This is a genomic window from Phycisphaeraceae bacterium, assembly GCA_019636795.1.
Classification (GTDB): domain Bacteria; phylum Planctomycetota; class Phycisphaerae; order Phycisphaerales; family UBA1924; genus JAHBWW01.
Genome location: JAHBWW010000002.1, coordinates 546,021 through 566,581, shown reverse-complemented (window position 1 = coordinate 566,581; position 20,561 = coordinate 546,021). Strand labels below are relative to the sequence as shown.

Sequence of the window (20,561 nt, the reverse complement as noted above, 5' to 3'; positions counted from 1 at the left end):
TATGCCCTGCCGCAGACTCCTCAGGCCATGGACCGCTTCTGCACTCGGGGCAGCATTGCTCCTTGGGTGCTCCGTGGCTCCTTCGATCGGGCAAGCTGCGCAAACCCAGCCGAACCAGACACTTCCGGCGGGCCAGGTTGAGCTTGCGCGGCTGGTGGATCTGGCTGCGGGGCGTCTTGGTGTGAATGTTGAATATGACGCGTCGGTGGTGCGCGGGTCGGCGACGATGCGGTTTGAGTCGGCGGTGAGTGATCTGGAGTTGTGGTACGTGACCAACCGCGTGCTGGTGTCGCGTGGATTGACAACGGTGCGGCTGTCGGGTGATCGGTCGTACAGTGTGGTGCGGCTTGCGGATGCGGCGGGCTTTGCGCCGCTTGAGACATTTGATGATGTACGTGCGGCGATGGCGTCGGCACACGCTGCGGCCGCGTTTTTGCCTGTGGGCGAGGGGCTTGAAGGCGGCGGCGACGCGAAGGAACGCCACGCGAAAGACAACGAAGGAGCCGGAGTGCTGCTCGATCGGCCCGGTGCTGCGGCTGGCGTCCAAAGCCCGCCGCATTCGGCATCGAGCCCCGAGCCTGGGTTTCGGTCGATCGGCTTTGGGCTGAGGCACCGGCCAGCGCGCGAGGTGGTCGAGACGTTGACGCGTCTGGTTTCTAAGCCTGGCGGCAGTGTGCAGGCGGCGGGCGAGAGCATGGTGGTGGTGAGCGATCTTTCGCCTCGGCTGGCACAGGTGCTTGAGATGGCGGTGCGGCTGGATCTTCCGGCGGCGTCGGCGCGGGTTGAGGAAGTTGCATTATCAAATCTCTCGGGCGTGCAGATGACGGCTCTGATCATGCAGGTCGCGGCCAAGCGTGAACTTGCCACGGGGCGCAAGACGGGCGGCGAGGTGATTGCCGCGGCCGATCCGCGCGCGGTGCTGCTGATCGGGACGGAGGAGCATCTTCCTTCGCTGCGTGAACTTGTTTCTGAACTTGATTCGCGTGAGCGGCTCGAGACGGTGGGCTATACGCCGCTGCACTTTGCGCCGCGTGATATTGCATCGCTGATCGAGCAGACGGTGCGGCAGCCGACGGACGATCGCTGGCGCATGATCATTGATGAGATCACGGGCAGTCTTGTGATCACGACGACACCAGCTTCTCATGAGCAGATCGCGACGTTAATTACCCGGCTGGATGCAGCGCCGTCGGCGGCGCGCCGGCCGGTGCGGACCTTTGTGATTCGCAACCGCTCGGTGCTGGAGATGCGTTCGATTCTCGAACATCTGCTGGCCAGCGGCATTTTGGAAGCGGCCGCGACCGAGTCGGAGCGCACGTCAGCGGGCGTGCGGGAAGTGCGCGATGATGGCGTGACGCTTGCGCCTCCGCCGCTGGGCAGCGAGGAAGGCGTATCGCCGACAAGAGCAGCGCCAGGTTCGAGCGGGCGGGCGATGCAGCAAGGTGCGGGCAGCGCGGTGATGTTGTCAGCCGACGAACATACCAACACGCTCATCGCGGCCGGTGAGCCGCGATTGCTGGCCCAGATTGAGTCATTGCTGCGGACCTTGGATGTCCGCCAATCGCAGGTGATGCTCGATGTGCTGCTGGTGACGTTGACCGAGAGCCAGTCGCGCGACCTTGGCGTGGAACTCGAGCAACTGGCGATGTCGGGCCAGACGAGCATCCGGCTGTCGTCGCTGTTTGGCCTTGGCACGCGCACGGGTGGGCAGCTCGATGGCCCGGTGTCGGCCACGGGCCTGACTGGCGTGGTGCTCAATCCGGGTGACTTTTCGATTGTGCTGCGCGCGATCGAGAGCATCTCGGACGGGCGATCGCTGAGCATGCCGACGCTGCTGGTGGGCAACAACCAGGTGGCGCGGCTCGATTCGGTAGTGCAGCAGCCGTTTGCGAGCGTGAACGCCTCGAACACAGTGTCGACGACGTCGTTTGGCGGCACGCAGGATGCGGGGACGACGGTGACGATTGTGCCGCAGATCGCCGAGGGCGATCATCTGCTTTTGGAGTATTCGGTGTCGCTCAGCGCGTTTCTGGGTCCGGCATCTTCGCCGACGCTGCCTCCGGCGCGGCAGCAGAACCGCGTGAGCAGCGTGGCGACGATTCCCGATGGCTACACGGTGGTGGTGGGCGGGATCGAGATCGAGGACGAGTCGCAGAGTGTGACGCAGGTGCCGCTGCTGGGCCGGATCCCGGTGGTGGGCGAGGCGTTTAAGAGCCGGAGCCGCGCGAGCAGCCACTCGAAGTTCTATGTGTTCATTCGGGCGAGTGTGATGCGAGAGCATGATCTTGAGAGTCTCAAGCATCTGTCGGATCGACAGGCTGAAGCGGTCGACCTTGAGACGGGCTGGCCGGTGGTCGAGCCGAGGGTGATCCGGTGAGCGCGCCAGCGACTGATGTGGATGCGGGACCGGGTTCTGCGCCGGCCATGACGGCCACGGCGGCATGGACAGCGGGCACGGCGCGGCCGAGCGAGACGTTTATGCGCCTGATCGACCACGAGTTTGCGCGTCGGCACCTGGTGCTCAGCGCCGGGTGCCGTGAAGGCGTCGAGCTGCTTCTGGCCTCGGCCCAGACGCGGCCCGCGGCGATCTTCAATATCGGGGTGCGTCTGGGCTGCGCGGTCGATGTCCGCACCTGTCCGGCCGAAGATCTGGCGATCGCCATTGACCGGGCGTATGCGGCTGAGCGCAGCGAAGAGCGCGAGGCTGAGGAAGCGATCGTCATTGAGGGCGGCGAGGATGTCGCGGGGGATCTGGATCTGGCCGTGCGCGATGCCGAGCGCGATCTCTTGAGTACGCACGGCAAGGCTCCGGCGGTGCGGCTGGTCGACCTGGTGCTGTTTGAAGCGCTGGTGCGCGGCGCGAGCGATGTGCATCTTCAGCCGCTGCGCGACCGCACGCTGGTGCGCTACCGGCTCAATGGCTCGCTGCACACGATGCGTGAGCTTCCGTCGTCGGTGGCGGCGAGTGTGGTCAGCCGGATCAAGGTGATGGCGGGTCTGGATGTGGCCGAGCGGCGTGCGCCCCAGGATGGCCGGGCCTCGGTCTCGATCGGTCGCGCCGGCGGGCGGCACGCGTCGGCTGCTGGTCGGCAGGCGGACCTGCGCATCAGCACGCTGCCGAGCGTGTATGGCGAGCGGGTGGTCCTGCGCCTGCTTGATCCCGCGCGCTCGCCGCACCTGTCGAGCTTTGCAAGTCTGGGCATGACTGATGATCTTGAGCGTGCGTACCTGGCGCAGATCGCGCGCACCAGCGGCATCGTGCTCTCGACGGGGCCCACGGGCAGCGGCAAGACGACGACGCTGTACGCGAGCCTGGCGTGGATCAGCGCCACCAACGCGGGCGGCTCGATGCGCGGCTGCGAACTCAACATGGTCACGGTCGAAGACCCGGTCGAGTATGACCTCTCGGGAGCCGGGCTTGCGATCAGCCAGACGCAGGTCGATCCGAAGAAGAATGTCACGTTTGCCACGGGGCTGCGGCACATTTTGCGGCAGGATCCTGATGTGATCATGGTCGGCGAGATCCGCGACGAGGAGACGGCCCGCATTGCGGTGCAGGCGAGTCTGACGGGGCATCTGGTGCTCTCGACCTTGCACACGAGCGATTCAGCCAGTGCGATCGCGCGTCTGCTTGATCTGGGCGTCGAGCCGTTTCTGGTGTCATCATCGCTCTGTGCGGTCTTGGCGCAGCGGCTGGTGCGGACGGTGCACGGTGCCTGCGACGGGCGCGGGTGCGAGGCGTGCCTGATGACGGGCTTTGAGGGCCGGACGGGGCTCTTTGAGCTGCTGGTGCTGGATACCGCGCTGCGCTCGATGATCAGCAACCGCGCCCCGGCCAACGAGATCCTGGCGCTGGCCCGCTCGCGCGGGATGCGCACGTTGCATGAGCACGGGCTGTCGCTGGTGGCTTCAGGCGTGTCGACGCAGGCCGAGCTCTCGCGCGTCATCGACGCGAGCGAGGAGCTTGAGACATGAGGGAGCACGGGACGCTGCGCTCGCCGCGCTGGGTGAGGCACGCTGCGGTGTGCGCGGGCGCGGTGCTGACCGCTCTGGTCTGGTCGCTCTGGCCGTTGCCATCGGGCGAGGTCGTGATCAGGACCGATGAGGTGGCTGGCCTAGCGCACGGTCTTCAACTCGAGCCACTGGACCTGTCGGCCTTTGGCGTCCCGATCTGGTATGTCGCTCCGCCGCCGGTCGAGGTCGCAGCGCCCAAACCGCTGCCGCCGCCCCCGCCACTAAAACTGCAACTCATCGCGATCGTCGATGAGGCCGGATCGCCGCGCGCTGTGCTCTATGACCCGGATCGCGATGTGCTGGTCTCGGTCGGTGTGGGGCAGGAGATTGCGCGCGGGCGGATCATCGAGTCGATCGACCGCTTGGGCATCGTGGTGCGCGATGGGGAGCGCACGGTGGCCTTGTTGCTTGCCGGAGGCGGGTCATGAGCAGCGAGCGCATCGTGACCTGGTCGCCGCAGCGCTGCTTCTGGTCGGTCGTGGAGTGGCCGGTGCGGTGCAAGGATGGCCCGGCGGCTGCGGGCCTGCTTCACGAGGCCGCAGCCGACATCCCGAGCGATGCCGACACGCTGTCTATGGTGGCAGCGCGCGACGGGCGTGGCCAGACCATCGTCTGCGCGGTCTCTGCGTCAGACATCCAACACGTCTGGTCCGACCCATCGGGACGAGACGTCATCTCGCTGCAACCTGCAACGCTGCCCGAGTGGCTCGACAGCGACCTCGATCCATCGCGTCTGAACTTTCTGGTCGGTCGGTTTGCACCGCGCAGCCTGACTCGGCAGCGCACCGTCCGACACACCGTGTACGCCGCAACGCTGCTGCTGTGCGCAGCGATGATGGCGCTCGGGCTTGAGCGGCGTGCGCAGTCGCATCACGCCAGCGCCAACCGTGGCCAGACAGCCATCGAGCAGATGCTCCAGGCCGCCAACGTCGATGCGGAGGCTCTCGAGCGTGAACTCGCCCAGCGTCAGGATCGCCTGCAGCTCGCCTCGGCCCTTTCGCTGCCCGCCGATGCAACGATCGCGCTGGCGCTGGTGCTCTCAGCCTGGCCCGATGCGACCGATGCCTTTGTCGAATCGATCAATGTCGCCGAGGCCGATATCCAGATCGCGGTCTCGACCTCGGCCGATCCAGCGACTCTGCTTGAAGCGATCTCGGCCCCCGCAGGCTGGCGTCTCGAAGAGCCTCGCCTCAGCAGCGCCCGCGGCTTGTCGCGCATCGCCCTGCGCCTGAGGCCCGACGCCACCCGCTCGCGCCGCGCGGAGGCTGGCCCATGACCCGCAGCATTGTCCTGATCTGGATCGTCGCGATCATGGCATCGGTCACCATGTTGCTTGGCACCATCCCGCGCTGGCGAGCGGCACACGAGCAGGCAAGCGCGACGCAGGCGCGGGTGCAGGACATCGCCAGACATATCGAAGCGCTGCGCTCACTGCCCGAGGCCGACGCGCCAGCGTCAGATCGTCTTCTGACCACTCGCATCGCGTCGGTCGCGGCTCGGGCGGGTCTGGCCAGCAGCGCTATCATGAATGTCTCGCCCGAATCCGAGCGCGTGCTCAAAGCGCTAGGCACGTCTCAAGCCGTGCAGCGCCGCGCAACGTTGACGCTCCAGGCACCATCGCTCCGCGATCTGGGCCGATTCCTGAATCTGTGGCGAGCCGAAGAGCCGCAATGGGTGATCGCGGCGATCGATCTGAGACCGCAGCGATCGGACGCCGCGCACGGCGGCGACATGGCGGTGCTGGCAGTACTCACCATGATCGCGCACGAAGCGCGCGAAAGGCAGGATGCTCGATGAGCCGCACCATGAGTGGATGCTGCGTGGTCCTGCTGATGCTGCTCGGCGGCTGCTCGGCGCAGCAACAACCCGTCAGCAGCCCCTATGCAACACCATCCGAAGTCTCTCGCAACACGGTGCTCGCGCAGCAGCTGACCGAGCAGGCCATCGAGCAGATGGAGCGGCATCCCGACAAGGCTGAGCGACTTCTGCGTGAGGCGCTCACGGCGGATCTCTACTACGGCCCGGCCCACAACAACCTCGGCATCGTGTATCTGTCGCGCGGCATGCTTTACGAGGCGGCTTCGGAGTTTGAGTGGGCGCGCAAGCTCATGCCCGGCCACCCCGACCCCCGCATGAACCTCGCCCTGACCCTCGAACGTGCCGGCCGCACCGATGAAGCCCTCGCCGCCTACGACACCGCGCTGGCGGTCTTCCCCGGCCACATCCAGAGCGCTCAAGCCCTGGCCCGGCTGCAACTGCGCACCGGCCGCACCGACGACCGCACCCCAGCCCTGCTCGACGACATCGCCCTGCGCGGCGAATCCGACACTTGGCGGCAATGGGCGCTGGCGCAAAGGCTCAAGATGAAGCCTGATTGATCATGTGAGTCGCGACTTCGCTACTTGATCACACAGACGGCCATTGCACCGCGGCGTGCTGGCGCACCATCCTGAGCGGCTTGGTCCGCGATCTCGGGCATGTGTTCGGACACAGATAGCCTCCTTTGCCCACATGCGGCGGGACTTGTGCACAATCTGCAGATTCCAGCGGAAAGGCAGCGAATTCCGCTTGCATGTTACCCGATGTCATGGCTTCATGTGCGTAACGCGGGGCGAATGAACGACCCCGCCACACACGCGAAGGGGACCTGCCATGACGAGCACGAACACGACCACGAAGAAGACCGCAGCCGACGCCTACGCCGCGCACGACACCGACATCGCCCGGCTGATCGACGTCCTCGGAATGGAACTCGCCGCCCACGCCAACAAGAAGGGCGACGGCACCAAGAGCTGGGGCATGGTGGCCGACCTCGGCAAGATCCGCGACGACCTGATCAACCTGGTCGAGTTCATGAGCGGAATGGACCGCAACGCGATCGAGGAGTTTCTCAACGACGCGAACGCATGCGACGAGCAGCGCTGAGCACCAACCACGAACGGAGACGCGACCATGAACAAGACACGCGACAACGCCATCGACCGCATCGCCCGCGAGGTGCTCGACCTTGAGACGCTCGAGTCCCGCAACGCAGACCGTCTCGACTTCCACGACCTTTCGGTCTGCGCGATCAAAGACGCGCTCGAGCGGGCGTACGAAGCGGGCCGCAAGGCAGCCCCGCCAACACGAATCACGTGCCCGGCATGCAAACGGGACATCGAGATCCGACCCATCTGAAGCCCGCGTGTTGCGGGCTTCGCTGTTTTTGGAACGCAAAGGAGCATGACCATGACGACCACGACGACCACGACGAAGAAGACCACGCAGAAGAAGGCGAGCACGAAGAAGGCCGCCGCCAAGAAGACGAGCAAGGCGACGCCAAGCCAGAAGGCGACCACCAAGCCCGACCACGCCAACGCGCGCACGGCTGCGGGCGAACGCGCCCGCAAAGAGGCGATCGCCATCGCTCATGCCAACATCGACCGCATCGAAGCGGGCGAGCCGGGCGCCGCACGCCACAGTCCCGCCCACGCGGCCCGTGTGGCCAACGGCGAGATCCGCTTGGGCAAGGACGCGCCCACGCCCAACGACGCGACACGGGCGAGCGTGGGCCAAACACGGGCCAAGGCGCCCAAAGCGCTCAAGCCGAAGTCCGACAGCGCCCGCAAGCCCAGCGGCCTCGACCTCGCCGCCAAGGTCCTGACGGAGGCCCGCGAGCCGCTCAGCGCCAAGGCCATCGCCGAACGCGCCATCGCAGCCGGCTGGGTCACCAGCGGCGCGACACCCCACGCCACGCTGTACGCCGCGATCATCCGCGAGATCGCGAGCAAGGGCGACGCGGCCCGGTTCCGCAAGACCGATCGCGGGCTGTTCGAAGCTGGACCCAGCACGAAGAAGGGAGCGTGAGCGTGACCAAGACCACGACCACGACCAACACCAAACACGAGCGTGTCGAGTCCTTCAGCGTTGATCACAAGGGCATGCTCGTCCGAGCCGTCACGCCCCGGCGTGGCCAGCCTTACCAGCACCGATGCAGGCTCGCGTCGCTCGAGGCGGTCGCGCATCGCTTCGACGAGTTCGGCGAAGGCGACACCGTCGAAATCATCGCCGGAGCGATCGACCAGCCCGTCACGCAGGTCGCGACGGCACTCGCCTTCCTGCTCGAGCGCGGCATCGTCGAACGCATTGGCAAGCTCACCTACCCCGCGAGCATCGATGTCCACCTCGACGCGATGACCGAGTACCACGCCCTGCGCGACAAGGGGCCAGAGCAGGTGGACCCCGCCTGACCAAACGGGATCGCCCGATCCCGCTTCCCCGGCCACTGGCCGGGGTTTTTCGAGTCGCCACGAACGAGGCAGACGCCGTCGGATAGCCAACACGGTCGCGACGGACTTGCACCATCTCGTCGAGCGGCATCTAAGCAACCTCCCGGGCGCGATTAAGGCCGACTTGATGGCCACGGCCGGCTAGCATCTTTACCGAATGGAGCATGTGTCCCCAATCGAAGAGCATCTCACGGACAAGCCCCGCATGCGAAGAGGCTTGGTCTTGGAGGGCGGCGGCGCAAAGGGCGCGTACTCCATGGGCGCGATTCAAGCCTGCCATGACCATAAGTTGGACTTCGACATCATAGCGGGAACGTCTGTCGGTGCGTTGAACGGTGCGATGTTTGCGAACGGGGCCATCGACGAGGGTGTCGATCTCTGGCGGTCGTTGACATTCGACCGGGTGGCAAGATTCCGTAGCCCGTCGTGGTTTTGGATTCCTGCTGTTCTTGCAGCGAATTTCACCGGGAAGTACACGCCGTTCGCAGCATGGAGCAGGCTACACAATTTCGAGATTCTCGTGTGGGCCTTCCTGATGTTGGCGTTCATGGCGGGTGCCGTTCGGGAGATCGTCAGCGTTTTTGGCGGCGGCGCTCCAGACAATTTGCTCCTCGGTATCACACTCTTCCTGAGTCTCCTCGCTATTCGTTTTGGCCCGCATCTTGTGCTCGGCTTGGGTGCTTCTGCGCTGGATCCCGGAAGCCTCCGAGATGAAGCCACGAGAATCTTGGCGAGCAAACGCTTCGCCAAACCATTGTTCGCGACCACAGGAAATGTTGAGATGATGTTGGACCCGGACGACGCACACCTTATGCCGATGGACGATTACCCAGACAGCGGGTACGTCCCTCTGGCCAAAGCCTGCTGGATTCCCACGTACGTTCGGGTCGATCAACTGGAGCCGCACGAACGAATTCGAGCACTGATGGCGAGTGCTGCCCTTCCATTCGGCATCTTCCCCGCCACAGCAATCCGAAAGGGTAACAAGTCTTACGTTGACGGGGGCTTGGCAGACAACCTCCCCTGGCGTGCCATCTTCGAGATGTGCGACGAGATCATCGTGATTCGTCTGCGGCCGGGTGAAGCTGGCGAAATGAGTGTGGAGGGGCTTGTGAGTCACTGGAAGCAAGCCGATCGGCTTCGCCGACTCGCAGCCATGTCCCCGAAGGATCGGGAGCGCCTGTACTACAGAATGGTCTGCCGGAAGGATGAAGCCGACGCCCGAGGTCACTTGTACCGCTCCCCGCCCGTCGCGTTTCCGGAGCAGGAACCAGTCGCCGTTCCGTCCCGTGTGATCTTCTTGAGTCCGGCTGTACCTCTCGAATCGCTGATCCCGGATAGTCGACATGTCATGGCGAAGAGGTCGTGGTTGCTCAGCCAGGCGCTCCGCCTTTTCAAGCAGGGTGGATGGGCAGGGGACAATCTTCGCGGGACCATGAATTTTGAACGTAGCGCGACGCGGCGATGGCTGCGTCACGGCTACAAGGACATGGCCGCCGCTATTGAGCAATATCAACTCACTCAGCCTATTAGCCAATGAGCGCTAACGCCCTGCAGGTTGAATTCGCAGCACTATGCGTCGAGTTCACCTCCGTCACGCCTTCATCGCACGCCCTGCGCTCACTCGGCATCACTGGCTTCATCGACATCGCGCTTGCGTGCTGTGGTGGCCTCGGTCCAGGCGTCGACGCCCTCGAAGAACACGCTGATCTCGTCGTGCCTGGGCGCGGGCCGAATCGGGACGTTGATCCTGGCGCGGGCGCTGGGCGTGAGCCCGAACTCCTGTTCGAGCCGCGTCAGCGTCAGCGACAACTTGTGCATGATCGCGACCTCGGGGAACTGCGCAAAGCACTTGACGCGGCCGTTGCCGTCCTTGAGCGGATACGTCGTGCCATGCCTGTTGACGAACATCGTCGCGCGCACCCAGTGCGTCCACAGCGTGCAGTAGCGCGCCAGCGCCAGGCCATCGATGCGCGTGAGCACGCCCATCTCGTCGAGTTGCGGCAGCAACTGGTGCCAGACCTGGAGCGCTTCATCTTCAAGCCACGTCGGTGGCTCAGGAATGCCCGCTTCCGGCTGCGGCTCATCGCGATTGAGCCGCGCACGCTTGCTGCCGCGCAGTTCCAGGATCGGTGTCGGTGTTGGTCGCGGGCCTCGAGTTCCCATCGCATGCTCCTCCGTCACACGCTGCTGCTGGCAGGCGTGCGTATCGCCTTCTGGCCCGTGAACTGCTCCCAGCGCTGCACGATGACATCGCAGTACAGCGGATCGATCTCCATCAGAAAGCTGCGCCGTTCGTGCTGCTGACAGGCGATGAGGGTCGAGCCCGAGCCGCCGAAGAGATCGAGCACATTTTCGCCGCGCTGCGATGAATACTGGATCGCGCGGGCGGCCAGCTCGGCGGGCTTCTCGGTCAGGTGGACCATGCTCTGCGGGTTGACCTTCTTGATGCTCCACGTGTCGGGCACGTTGCTGGGGCCGAAGAAGCGGTGGGCTGCGCCTTCCTTCCAGCCGTAGAAACACCACTCGTGGTTGCCCATGAAGTCCTTGCGCGTCAAAACGGGATGCTCCTTGATCCAGATGACCGCCTGCGAGAAGTAGAGCTTGCACGCCTTGAGCACGGGCGGATAGTTGCCGCAGTTGGCGTAGCCGCCCCAGATGTAGAACCCGCCGCCCGGCACGAGCACGCGCGCGATGTTGCCAAACCACGCCGCGAGGAGCCGGTCAAACTCGTCGTCGGAGACGAAGTCGTTGATGAGCGGGCGGTCCTTCGCGCGGAGCTTCTTGTGCGTCGCCTGCGCCTTCTCGGGCGAGCGGTGCAGGTCGGCCGATTGCTGGTCGCACGCGCTCGCGTCTTTGCGCTGCGCGGCGCCGAACGACGACAGGCCCGCCGCGATCGCGTTGTTGCTCCGCGGCTCGACCTTGACGTTGTAGGGCGGATCGGTGTTGACCAGGTGGATCACCGCGCCATCGAGCAGGCGATCGAGGTCAGTCTCGCTGCCGCTGTCGCCGCACAGCAGCCGATGCTCGCCGAGGGTCCACAGGTCGCCCGGTTGCGTGATGGCTGCATCGGGCATGGCCGGCACCGGCGCGTCGATCTCTCCGTCGCCGAGCAGCAGGCCGTGCGCGCGGCCGAGCTCTGCGAGCATCGCCGTCACATCGTCCGAAGTGAACACGAGATCTTCGAGAATCGCGCCAAGTCGATTGGCATCGGTCGTCGCCATCGCCGCCAGCGGATCGAGCGTGACAAGCAGTTGCTCCGCCTCGGTTGTGCTGACATCGAGCACAAGCACCGGCACCAGTTCATCAGGCGTCGTCTCGGCGCGCAGGTGGCCGTCGATGAGTTCGAGCGTGCCATCGTCATCCTCGCGGCAGAGCAGGGCGTCGGCGTACCCGATCTCCTCGAGTACGCCACGCAGGACATCGCGCTGGGCCTTTGGGTGCGTGCGCCAGTTGCGCGGGTGCGCCTTCAGGTCGCCCGCGCGAACGCGCCGCAATTCACGAACTCGATCCTTGATGGTCATGTCGAAATCCTTTCGCTCAAGTGTGAAATCAAGCAACGTCCAATGCCGCACGATCGGTCATTGGCATTGGCGGGGTGGGTCCACGCACGCGCGTGAAGCCCCCAGCCAGCGACGAAGCCAAGGGCAGAAGCCCGGCAAACCGAGCGCCCCCCCCCCGGGGGGGGGCATTGCAAAACCCGGGAAAACTCGTGCACAGCCATCGCGTCGGTCACCTGCACATCGGCAGAACTTTCGACCCCCCCCCGGTCGCGGGGAGTCGAACACGCGGGTGACCGCTGCGCACTGTCGCGCACTGTCGCGACAGTTGCCAGCGGGGGGTGATGCTCCCGACTTCGGGCTAGGCTCCCGACCCGGTGCCCCAGGGCTCCCGAAATGGGCGCCAAACATCTCGCAGCGCGAAGTTCGCCCGGGTTGGCCCGTGTCGCGTCGAGGCACTCCGATCGAGTCCTGATTCGACGTGTGCGCCAGAACGCCACACGGCCACACGTCGTGGCCACGGCGCAAACACGCCGCAAAGCCGGACCGGACAGCGCGAACAAACTGTGTCGAATGAGGCGACTGTTCCCGCCGGGGTCTTGAAGTCGTTGAGGCCCCAGGAGAACCTAAGACCGGGGGGCTCCTGACACTACCTTGACGCACTGGCGATCCTGAGCCCAGAGAGGTGGTTTTGTCGGTTCTGTCAGATGTCAGACGGGGGCCCTCCCGGTATTCAGATGTGAGAACACCCGCCTCATTGGTTGGCCCCCCATCGAGGAACGTTGGACCCCTCGCGGGGACGCTGAATATCTCAACATTCAATTGAAGGAACTGATCAAGTGGGCTCATGTCATGCTCCTCCGCGGGCTGCCCGCACCGCCGCCGCGATCACTGCTTGGACCTCAGGCGGCAAGTGCGCCCACGCCGCCACAATGTGGTTGAGGTCGGACTCGGCAGAGACTTCAGACCGTTCTTCGCTGGTCGCGAATACGGTCGATCCTGGCGCGTCATGGGTAAACCCATCGCGAGCGCTGGCATCCAAATTCGCGCCCCGTGCGTCGCGTGCTGCGCCAAGCGCTGCGCGCTCCTTAGAATCGCGGGAAATATCGGGGGAATCCGCGATCGCGCGGGGGTTCGATTCCCCCCGGCTCCATTTTTGAACTGTCGCGCTCTGGTCTCCGCGCAGAAGTTCACCGAATCGACAGCGTCGGCCTCGACTTGCCGCTGCGCAGGCTCGCGAGCGCCACCTGCTTCTCAAGATTGTCCAGAATCTTGCGAAGCGCGTCGGGGATCTGAGGCCCGCCGACGGTATTCGGGTCGAAGTTGGCCGACGGGTTGCCCGCGTCCGAATTGGCCCGCAGCGACATGTTGATCGGCAAGCACCCGAGGAACGGGATGTTCATGCGCTGCGCCATGAGTTCGGCCCCGCCTCGCCCGAAGATGTCGTACTCCTTGCCGTCGTCGCCGATGAAATACGACATGTTTTCGACCACGCCGAGAATCTCGACATCGAGCTGCTGGAACATGCGGATCGCGCGAATGGCGTCGTCCTGCGCAACCTTCTGAGGCGTGCACACAATCACCGCGCCCGTCAGACTCAGTGTCTGCGCCATCGTCAGCGGCACATCACCCGTGCCCGGCGGCAGATCAATCACGAGCGAATCAAGTTCGCCCCAATTGGTGCGGTCGATGAGTTGCTTGAACGCACCATGAGCCATCGGCCCGCGCCAGATCAGCGGCTTTTCCGGGTCGACCATCTTGCCGATGCTGATCGCCTTGACGCCATGCACAAGCATCGGCTGAAGTTGGCCCTCGTGCACGCGCTGTTCGAGCGCATCGAGTCCGAGCAGCGTCGGAAGCGACGGGCCATAGATGTCGCCATCGAGCAGCCCGACCGCTTGCTTGCGCAGTGCCAGGCCGACTGCGATGTTGACCGCGATGGTCGACTTGCCGACGCCACCCTTGCCCGCGCCGACCGCGATGATCGACTTGGCATCCACCGGTGATTGCTTCGGCTCGACAACTGGGTTGGTGGGGGCGTCACGCGTTGGCGTCGAGACTCGTTCGCCCGCATGATCGATGAACTGCACTGTAATCGACGCGCATGGCTCGCCTTCTCCAGCTGCGAGGGTCTTGATCGCGCGCTCGACCGCTTCGGTCAGGCTTGTACGCACCTGTGGCGTGTGCTGGGCTGGAAGGCTGAGTTTGACCGAAAAGGTACCATCGCACGACGCGACCCACTGGACGATGTCGGCATCGACGATGTCCCCGCCGCCCAGAGGGTTAGGAATGGCGGCCAGTGCTTCGAGGATCTGGTCTTTGCGCAGGGCCATGCCCGGCTCCTTGGTACAAAAAGAGTGATTCGGTCGATGGTTGACGGTAGGCTAAGGAGATGGGACAGGGGCGTCAGGCCAGCAATCCGAGGCCTCGGCGGTCGTTGTTCTGATCGGCCGAAGACCGTGGCCGCGTAGGTTTGCTTCTCGGGCCTTGGAATGGAGGTTGGCAATGTCATTGATCGTGATGCTCGCAGCGGGATTGTGCAGCGGACTGGCGTACGGGCCGGAAGGCGAAGCTTTGCTCGCCGGGCCGCGGGTCGCGCCGATGAATGTGACGAGCGAGAACTCGCGTTTTACCGAGCCGATGTCGCCGCTCGACCGGGCGCGATCGATGATCGGAACAAACCCGCGAATGCTGCACGCTTTGGTGCAGCGTTTCGCGGACGGGCCGGAGGAAGTGCGTCTAAGCGATGAGCAACAGAGCGCGATCAACGGGCACATGCGTGAGTTCATGGCGGCCATGCGCGACTTTGAGCAGGAAAATCGGGCTGAAATGGCACGAATTCGCCGTGCAGCCGGTGCGGGTGCAAATCAGCCGACGCGCGGCACTGATGGCGCGATGATGGATCAGGAAACGCAGCCGATGCAGCGAGAACGCCTGCGCGAAAGGGCGCAGCAATCGGCCCAGCAGCGTGAAGATGCGATGCTCGAGTCCAGGGTGCGCGAGGGCACGCCGGTCGAAGATCCGGCTGCATTGCGCATGCGCATGATGGAGTTGAATGCAAAAGGGCCTCAGGCAGCGGATCTTGAACGCACGATTCGCGCCGTGCTCAACGATGCACAGCGGGCGTATCTCGATGACCAGATCGCGAAGATGACTGACGAACGCACGTCCGAAATGGCGATGCAACGCTACCGCGAAGAAGCGATGGCTCAGTTTGCCCAGGCCAACGAACGCATGGCCCGTATTGCTGAAGGCGAAATGAACCTCGATAATCTGCCCGAACGGATTCGCGAACGTCTGGCAGGAATGTCGCCCGAAGACCGTCAGCGAGCGATCGAGAACCTGCGACAGCGGCGAACGGACCGCGGCGAAGAGCCGATGATGATGCGTCCGAATGTTACTAGGGTAGAAAACCCCAGGCCCAGACCAAAGGCACCACCAAGCATGGACCAAATTTCTGTCCCGAACCCCGAGACTCGTGCAGAGTAACCTGTGGATAAGGTCGGGACTGCTCGCGAACAACCATGTCGCGAGCCTCTTGGGGCTTCGAACGCGCGGGCTTTGCGCGTCGTTTCCCGCCTGTTCGGGCTAGGAACAAAGTGCAAACATCAAATTTCTTTCGTGAAATTGTGGCAGAATGGGCAAATTATCGACGAAGTAAATGTTCAGAGCCAGATAATTTGCCGAAGAAATCGTAGAATCACCTTGATCTCTCTCTCCTCCAGCGGGGCGCTTTTGCACGAGGCGCCCTGCTTTTATTTTGTCGCTCCTCCATTCCACCCGACACACTGACCGACAACACTTGGTTGGGCCCTATGGCGTGGGGCTGGTCAGATCAGGAGTGGCATGATGGCGGGCGATCAGGTCGTGGTCACTGGGGCAGCGGGGTTCATCGGTTCGCATGTGGCCCAAGCCCTGCTCGCACGCGGCACCCGCGTCATTGGAATTGACAACTTCGACCCGTTCTACGACCGCAGCACGAAAGAGCGCAACGTGAGCGAAGTCCGGGCCTCAGCCCACGGCGGTTCGTTCGAGTTTGTCGAGATGGACTTTTGCGATGAGGCGAGACTCGCTCAGGTGGTTGGTGGTTCGACTTCGGTGATCCATCTCGGCGCCAAGGCCGGGGTTCGACCGAGCATCGCCGACCCGGTTGGATATGCCCGAGCAAACGTCGTTGGCACGTCCGCTGTCCTGAGGTCATCGCACAATGCCGGGTGCCAGCGTGTGGTGGTGGCGTCATCGAGTTCGGTGTATGGCAATCAGAGCAAGACTCCATTCGCGGAGACCGATCCTGCGCTCGAGCCGATCAGCCCGTACGCAGCGACGAAGCGGGCGTGCGAGTTGCTCGGTTCAGCCCATCATCATCTGACTGGGCAGAGCGTGGCTATGTTGCGGTTCTTCACGGTGTATGGCCCGAGGCAGAGGCCCGACCTTGCGATTTCGCTCTTCATGCGGCGCATCGCGCGCGGCGAGTCGATTCAACTCTTTGGCGACGGCCGTTCGAGTCGGGATTACACATACATCAGCGACATTGTGGCAGGTGTGCTTGCAGCCCACGATCGCATCGACCAGCACGGGTATCGAGTCTGGAACCTGGGCAGCGATCGTCCGACCGCACTCGATGATCTGGTGTCGTGCATTGCGGATGCCGTGGGGAAGCAACCTCGAATCGAGCGTGCGCCGATGCAGCCTGGCGATGTGGAGCGGACGTGGGCGGATCTTGATCGATCCAAAGCCGAGCTCAATTACAACCCCACCACGCAGCTGCGTGATGGGGTTGATCGTCAGTGGACGTGGTTGCGAGGATTGCTTGGGGCTTAGTTCCCGTCGAAGACGGTCACGCCGGAGATGACACGCTTGTTGTTCGAAGGCTGTTGAGTGCTGGTGCCGGCCTGGCGGTTGCTGTCCTGCGAACCTCGATTGCTTGAGCCGTCGCCGATGATGTCCTTGACAGCGGGAGCAAGACGTTCGAGCACCATGGATTGGAGCTGGTCAAACTCGCGGCGGGTGCCGATGCCTTCCCAGAGCATCAAGCCACTGGCACCAGCATCCTTGGATGATGCAAGCGCGGTGCGAATGTTGACGTCGTTGAGCCAGAGGCGTTCAGGAAGATTGACGGGGATGTAGTAGCGGAGGCTGATGATTGGGACGACGGGCTTGTCGCCACCGAGCCGCTGTGCTTCGGCCACCATGCTGCGCACGAACTCGGCGGTTGCATGCGAACGATTCTGGCGGTTGCGTGGGAGGAAGTTGACAAAGGAGTTGCCTTCGACAGTCCAGTGCTGCGGATAGACACTGGGGATGATCACGTCCATCTCGTCGTAGAGAGACTGGATCTTGTTGTTGATCCGTGATGCTTCGTGCGTTCCGTCGCCGTAACCGATTGTGCCTCGCGGGACTTCATTGGAGAAGTACCGCATCTTCGGGAAGTTGAAGAACGACCATTGTGCGTCAGGGCGAAGTCGCTTGCACTCGCGGAGGGTTTCCATGTAGAAGCGGAGCGATACTTCGTCATAGGTGTCGTAGACGAACTGTTGGCGACGGTTGGCCGGGAGTGCGTTGTATTCAGCCGCCCGAGTGATCTTGACCGCTTCGTGCCACTTGTCGAGGAAGTCGAGGTCATGCCCAAAGCGGTTCTGACGCCCAGGCTGGTTGCGGGTGCGCTCCCAGTAGGGCCTCCAGGTTTCGTAGTCGATGACCACGATACCCTTGAAGTCCGTCGAGACATACTGGTCAACGTCTCGGCGAAGCTTGGTCATATGGCGGCCCCAAAGGCTCGGATCGAGCTCGAAGAGATGGATGCCCTGTCGCGGAAATGCACCAACGCGGGCTTGAGTCAGGAAGATGACATCGCGGCTGATCGGAGCGCCGTCGAAGTCCATGCTTGCCTGCCAGTCCCGGCCTCCGGCACCGTTCTCGACTTCCTGGAACATGTTGACTGCCCAAAAGACGGAGAACTCCTGATTCGAGTCCTGACCACCGGCCTGGGCGGATGCATCCATTGCAAGCGGGCTGAGACTGAGCCCGACACACGCGAACATTGCTGTAGCGACTTGATTGAAACTCATGGTGTTGCCTCGCTGTGAAAGGGGGTCCAACTGAACGTACCGCAATAATGGACGAAACGGAGTGTTGAAAGGCAACGAGTTCGGTCGAGAGACTGGCTGATGCGTGATGCTTGTGCGGAACAGGTCGGCGTTGCGGGCAGGGGTGCCATTCGAAAGGACCGATATGGTCGTGCACTGTGCGTATCCGCCGCGGCACTGTGGTCATGTGCTGCCCTTTGCAGCGTTCTGTCGCCCATGGGCTGGGTGTTTGATCTGATTGCACAGGTATCGACAGCGTGTGCGGTTCTCGGTCTTGTGGTTCTGGCGGCAACAATCGCGCTGCGTCGCTGGAAGTGTGCCATTGTGCTGGCGGTGTCGATTGGGTTGCTGGTGCTGCCCTGGGCTTTGCGCCATTTCGACAGACCCGCCCCGACCGGGGATCGCCAGCTCACGATCCTGGTGGCCAACATCTACTCGCGAAATGACCGCATTGATGAGGTGGTCGCATTTCTGGCCAGCAGTGATGTAGATGTACACGTTCTGATCGAGCCCCCCGCGCCACTTATGCGGACTATGCGCGCCGATGGTGAACTGGGACGCGAGCAGACCGGATACGTCCGACAGAGGCCTGATCGCGGCGAGTTTGGCTGGATGGTTGTGCGATCATCCTCGCTCGATGTAAAACTGTCTGAGGCGGACTTCGATGTCCCCGCCGGCATTCTGGCTGTCGTCGTGCAACGCGGTGACGTCAGATTCGGACTGGTGGCTGTGCATGTGCAGTCCCCTCGGTCGGCTGCGCGGTGGCACACCGCGAAGTCCCAGATCGCGGATATCGAGCGTGCGGTCAGGTTGTTCGAGGCCCAGGGGTTGCGGGTTGTGATCGCTGGAGACCTGAACTCAACTCCAACCGGCGCCGTCAGTCGACGATTGGAACGCGCCTGCAATGTCCGCCGGAGTGCTCCGATTTGGGGGAGTTCAGGAACCTACCCCGTGCGCTGGCCAGAGTTGCTCCGGGCGGCGATCGATGATGTCCTGCTTCCCGATGGCATGGCGGTTCAGGCGTGGTCGCGCGTCGAGGTGCCCGGGTCGGATCATTCTGGAGTGCTGGTTCGGATTGCGATTGATACAAGCTACAGCCCAAGCCCACGTTCTGGGGATGCTGCGGGGAATCCGGCGAACCGTCAGGATCCGCAGCCGTAGGTGCGTTGCCGGGCTCGGAGGTTCCGAGAAGTCAGGATGTAAATGATCTTCATCGGGTTGTGACCCGATCTATGCTCAGAGGCGGCATCGGGTCCGCGTTGAGTCGTCCGAAGTGGAGTCTGCGAGCCTGTGGACCGGATTGAGATGTATCTCCAGATCGTGCCGCTCCCCGTGATTGTGGGGATTGGTCTGATTGGCGCGCTGGTCGTGTTCATGATTCCTTCGCGTCTGAGGCATACGGTATTTCTGACCGGCATGCCGCTGTGGCTGGCATTGAGTCGATTTCCGGATCTCGGTCCGGTACAGGCGTTCAGCAAAGTCACGGGCATGTTCATGTTCGCGGTGCTGGCGTTTGCGGCCGCGATGGACCCGGGTCCAAAGCGCAAGTTGCCCCCGATCCTGTGGCTCTACCCGATTCTGGGCATTCTCAGCGTTTTCTATGTGCTGCAGGCGTCGGACTGGCAGATCGCAGTGATCCTGCGCTTTCAATGGTTTTTCCTCACTTTGGCCGCGGTGCTGCTGGTGAGAGCGATCACGACCGAGGCGCAACTCAAACACGCTCTGGCGTGCATTGCGATCGGGACGGGTGCAGCCACGCTGCTGTCATTCCTTGCGGTTGTCAAGGATCCTGGCGCGGCGTTTGGTGGCGGTCTGGGGCGCGTGCAGCCTTGGGGCGCGAACCAGAACCATGTGGGTCCGGATTTCATTCTCGTGACGCCTTTGGCACTCTACTTCGGGCTTCGGTTGCGCAGCCAGATTATGCGACTGGTGGCACTGGGCATGTCCGGTATCGGGGGCGTCATGGCGCTTCTGACAGCGAGCCGGTCGGTTGTGTTTCCGCTGGTGGTGCTTATGGGAGCGGTGGGGTGGGAACTGCGACGCAAGCCGATCGTGGTGATCGGTGCAATCATTGTCGCCATTCCGCTTGTGATGTATACAGGCTCATACTTCGAGACCGCGAACATCGATCGGCTCGGCTCGCTGGAGTCGGAGCGTGCCGAGCGGTTCAAGTTGTACGCCGAAGTCATTATGCAGCGACCAGTCGTCGGGATCATGTTTGAAAAGGACGCACTGGCAGCCAGCGACGAGGAAGTCGGCGGGCATGCCCACAATGCCTTTCTCGATCAGTTGAGGCTCTATGGATTCTCGCTCTGCCTCCCGTTGTTCGGGCTTGCGGCATGGAGTTCGTGGAGCGCGTTCAAAGTCTGGCAGCGACGCAAGAGTTTCGTCAACGATCACCTGCTCATCACCATGCTGTTTGTGTTCATGGCGATGATCTACTTCCATGGCATGGTGACGATCGTGATTTACTACCCGAACTACACATGGGCGTTTTTCCATGTTTTCGTCGCAGTGCTGTTTATTGCGCTCAACTCGAATCCTGGAGCAGAGCTCGTACCAGACCCGCGGGCATGGGGCAAGAGCTGGAACGCAATGATGGCTCGCGAGGCCGAACTCGAAGCCTTTGCCGAGTACGGGCACGAACAGGTCGCCCACGAAGAGACAATCGAGCAGCGATGAGAACCAAACTT

Annotated in this window: 19 protein-coding genes; 15 read left to right on the top strand and 4 right to left on the bottom strand. The window is 63.3% G+C overall.

The window, feature by feature from the left end:
• Positions 1 to 73: 73 nt before the first annotated feature.
• The 11 genes from KF757_05595 to KF757_05545 all read left to right on the top strand — a co-directional run bounded on the left by KF757_05595 (position 74) and on the right by KF757_05545 (position 9,822).
• Positions 74 to 2,377 (top strand): hypothetical protein, encoded by a 2,304-nt coding sequence (locus tag KF757_05595; protein ID MBX3322446.1) that lies wholly within the window; start codon positions 74 to 76, stop codon positions 2,375 to 2,377.
• Positions 2,378 to 2,424: 47 nt separating this feature from the next.
• The gene (gene tadA, locus KF757_05590; GenBank protein MBX3322445.1) at positions 2,425 to 3,975 is read left to right on the top strand and encodes a Flp pilus assembly complex ATPase component TadA; all 1,551 of its coding nucleotides are present in this window, start codon (positions 2,425 to 2,427) and stop codon (positions 3,973 to 3,975) included.
• A complete protein-coding gene (locus KF757_05585) occupies positions 3,972 to 4,442 on the top strand; it encodes a hypothetical protein (protein MBX3322444.1) in 471 nt (156 codons plus the stop codon). The genes tadA and KF757_05585 overlap by 4 nt, the downstream gene beginning before the upstream one ends.
• On the top strand, positions 4,439 to 5,290 hold the full coding sequence (locus tag KF757_05580) for a hypothetical protein (GenBank protein MBX3322443.1): 852 nt from the start codon (positions 4,439 to 4,441) through the stop codon (positions 5,288 to 5,290). Before KF757_05585 ends, KF757_05580 begins: the two co-directional genes overlap by 4 nt.
• Entirely contained in the window at positions 5,287 to 5,811 is a 525-nt protein-coding gene (locus KF757_05575) for a hypothetical protein (protein MBX3322442.1), read from the top strand. Before KF757_05580 ends, KF757_05575 begins: the two co-directional genes overlap by 4 nt.
• Positions 5,808 to 6,392, top strand: a complete 585-nt coding sequence (locus KF757_05570) for a tetratricopeptide repeat protein (protein ID MBX3322441.1) — start codon at positions 5,808 to 5,810, stop codon at positions 6,390 to 6,392. Before KF757_05575 ends, KF757_05570 begins: the two co-directional genes overlap by 4 nt.
• Before the next feature lie 274 nt (positions 6,393 to 6,666).
• Positions 6,667 to 6,939, top strand: coding sequence for a hypothetical protein (locus tag KF757_05565; GenBank protein MBX3322440.1), 273 nt, complete (start codon positions 6,667 to 6,669; stop codon positions 6,937 to 6,939).
• A gap of 27 nt (positions 6,940 to 6,966) precedes the next feature.
• Positions 6,967 to 7,191, top strand: coding sequence for a hypothetical protein (locus tag KF757_05560; GenBank protein ID MBX3322439.1), 225 nt, complete (start codon positions 6,967 to 6,969; stop codon positions 7,189 to 7,191).
• A 51-nt stretch (positions 7,192 to 7,242) separates the two neighbouring features.
• The gene (locus KF757_05555; protein MBX3322438.1) at positions 7,243 to 7,860 is read left to right on the top strand and encodes a winged helix-turn-helix domain-containing protein; all 618 of its coding nucleotides are present in this window, start codon (positions 7,243 to 7,245) and stop codon (positions 7,858 to 7,860) included.
• Between the two features lie 2 nt (positions 7,861 to 7,862).
• On the top strand, positions 7,863 to 8,243 hold the full coding sequence (locus KF757_05550) for a hypothetical protein (protein MBX3322437.1): 381 nt from the start codon (positions 7,863 to 7,865) through the stop codon (positions 8,241 to 8,243).
• A gap of 244 nt (positions 8,244 to 8,487) precedes the next feature.
• Entirely contained in the window at positions 8,488 to 9,822 is a 1,335-nt protein-coding gene (locus KF757_05545) for a patatin-like phospholipase family protein (GenBank protein MBX3322436.1), read from the top strand.
• An 80-nt stretch (positions 9,823 to 9,902) separates the two neighbouring features.
• Here KF757_05545 and KF757_05540 read toward each other — a convergent pair whose 3' ends face one another.
• From KF757_05540 to KF757_05530, 3 genes are all read right to left on the bottom strand, one after another.
• Complete coding sequence (locus KF757_05540) at positions 9,903 to 10,448, bottom strand: phage terminase small subunit P27 family (protein ID MBX3322435.1); 546 nt, start codon at positions 10,446 to 10,448, stop codon at positions 9,903 to 9,905.
• A gap of 14 nt (positions 10,449 to 10,462) precedes the next feature.
• On the bottom strand, positions 10,463 to 11,806 hold the full coding sequence (locus KF757_05535; GenBank protein MBX3322434.1) for a DNA modification methylase: 1,344 nt from the start codon (positions 11,804 to 11,806) through the stop codon (positions 10,463 to 10,465).
• 1,166 nt (positions 11,807 to 12,972) lie between these two features.
• A complete protein-coding gene (locus KF757_05530) occupies positions 12,973 to 14,115 on the bottom strand; it encodes an Mrp/NBP35 family ATP-binding protein (GenBank protein MBX3322433.1) in 1,143 nt (380 codons plus the stop codon).
• Between the two features lie 172 nt (positions 14,116 to 14,287).
• Here KF757_05530 and KF757_05525 point away from each other — a divergent pair, with 172 nt between their 5' ends.
• A complete protein-coding gene (locus KF757_05525) occupies positions 14,288 to 15,271 on the top strand; it encodes a hypothetical protein (protein ID MBX3322432.1) in 984 nt (327 codons plus the stop codon).
• A 357-nt stretch (positions 15,272 to 15,628) separates the two neighbouring features.
• Positions 15,629 to 16,603: a GDP-mannose 4,6-dehydratase gene (locus KF757_05520; GenBank protein ID MBX3322431.1), complete on the top strand. Its 975-nt coding sequence runs from the start codon at positions 15,629 to 15,631 to the stop codon at positions 16,601 to 16,603.
• Here KF757_05520 and KF757_05515 read toward each other — a convergent pair.
• On the bottom strand, positions 16,600 to 17,850 hold the full coding sequence (locus KF757_05515; protein MBX3322430.1) for a hypothetical protein: 1,251 nt from the start codon (positions 17,848 to 17,850) through the stop codon (positions 16,600 to 16,602). The genes KF757_05520 and KF757_05515 overlap by 4 nt on opposite strands.
• Before the next feature lie 234 nt (positions 17,851 to 18,084).
• Here KF757_05515 and KF757_05510 point away from each other — a divergent pair, with 234 nt between their 5' ends.
• Positions 18,085 to 19,029 carry an endonuclease/exonuclease/phosphatase family protein gene (locus KF757_05510; protein ID MBX3322429.1) on the top strand — a complete coding sequence of 315 codons (945 nt, stop codon included), beginning with the start codon at positions 18,085 to 18,087 and terminating at the stop codon, positions 19,027 to 19,029.
• 129 nt (positions 19,030 to 19,158) lie between these two features.
• Entirely contained in the window at positions 19,159 to 20,550 is a 1,392-nt protein-coding gene (locus KF757_05505; protein ID MBX3322428.1) for a hypothetical protein, read from the top strand.
• Positions 20,551 to 20,561 lie beyond the last annotated feature (11 nt).